1 protein-coding gene is annotated in these 1,155 nt (G+C 44.0%); it reads left to right on the top strand.

Translation table 11 applies throughout. The features are described from left to right. Positions 1 to 418: 418 nt before the first annotated feature. The coding region (gene mlaF, locus R7M72_RS25355; protein ID WP_318056490.1) for a phospholipid ABC transporter ATP-binding protein MlaF at positions 419 to 1,155 on the top strand (737 nt) is incomplete at its 3' end.

The following is a 1,155-nucleotide window of genomic DNA, read 5'->3' as shown; positions in this document are numbered from 1 at the left end:
GACGATAAGCAACGCAACGGCTTCGAGCATGAGAATTCCTAAGTATTAAATGAGTGAAATGAGTAACCGCTAATTTTGACCTTTTGCAGCTTAAAATGGAAGATAAACAACGAATAAATTAAAGGTTAGTAACGAAAATGTATGTAATTGTCACTCATTCAATCATTGCAAATAAAGTGATGATTCTGGTCTAGGATTTAAACACTTGGTGACAATCAGGCCATAATTTATGGAGAATAGCTTGAATTTGGTCGGCTTTATTTAATCGAACAGTGCTTTAAATTCCAAGCCAATGTGCTTATGATTGCAGCCTAATAAATGTACCGAAGCGGCGATAAGGGAACCCTTAGCGCTATTCGGAAGTGGATTGACTTGACAACTCTGCGAGCGTTAATGCTCTGACAGTAGAAGAGATGATATGTCGAACAACGATTTAGTCACCGTGAACAACCTCACTTTTTCACGAGGAAATCGCACGATCTTTGATGGTATTGATCTGCATGTTCCTGAAGGTAAAGTGACGGCGATTATGGGACCATCGGGAATCGGTAAAACGACACTGCTCCGTTTAATTGGCGGTCAGTTGTATCCCGAACAAGGAGAGATTTGGTTTGATGGTGACAACATTCCGACTCTTTCTCGCAAAAAACTCTACAACGCTCGTAAGAAAATGAGCATGCTGTTTCAATCCGGGGCTCTGTTCACGGATTTGAATGTGTTTGACAATGTGGCCTTTCCACTGCGAGAACACACCAATCTTTCAGAAGATTTGATTCGTACTATGGTGCTGCTTAAGCTCGAAGCGGTTGGTCTGCGCGGAGCTGCGCAATTAATGCCAAGTGAGCTTTCGGGAGGTATGGCGAGGCGCGCCGCATTGGCTCGTGCTATCGCACTTGACCCTGATTTAATCATGTTCGATGAACCATTTGTGGGACAAGACCCAATTACCATGGGTGTTTTGGTTGAGTTGATCAAAGACTTAAACCAAGCTCTAGGCCTTACGTCTATTGTGGTATCACACGATGTACCGGAGGTCATGAGTATTGCTGATTGGGTTTACCTACTAGCAGATGGCAAGATCATCGCGTTTGGCACGCCAGAGGAGTTGAGTCAAAACCCAGACCCGCGAGTGCAGCAGTTCTTACAAGGTGATGC

Source organism: Vibrio sp. YT-18 (genome assembly GCF_033337345.1).
Taxonomy (GTDB): Bacteria; Pseudomonadota; Gammaproteobacteria; order Enterobacterales; family Vibrionaceae; genus Vibrio; species Vibrio alginolyticus.
This window is presented reverse-complemented; position numbering and strand designations above follow the sequence as displayed.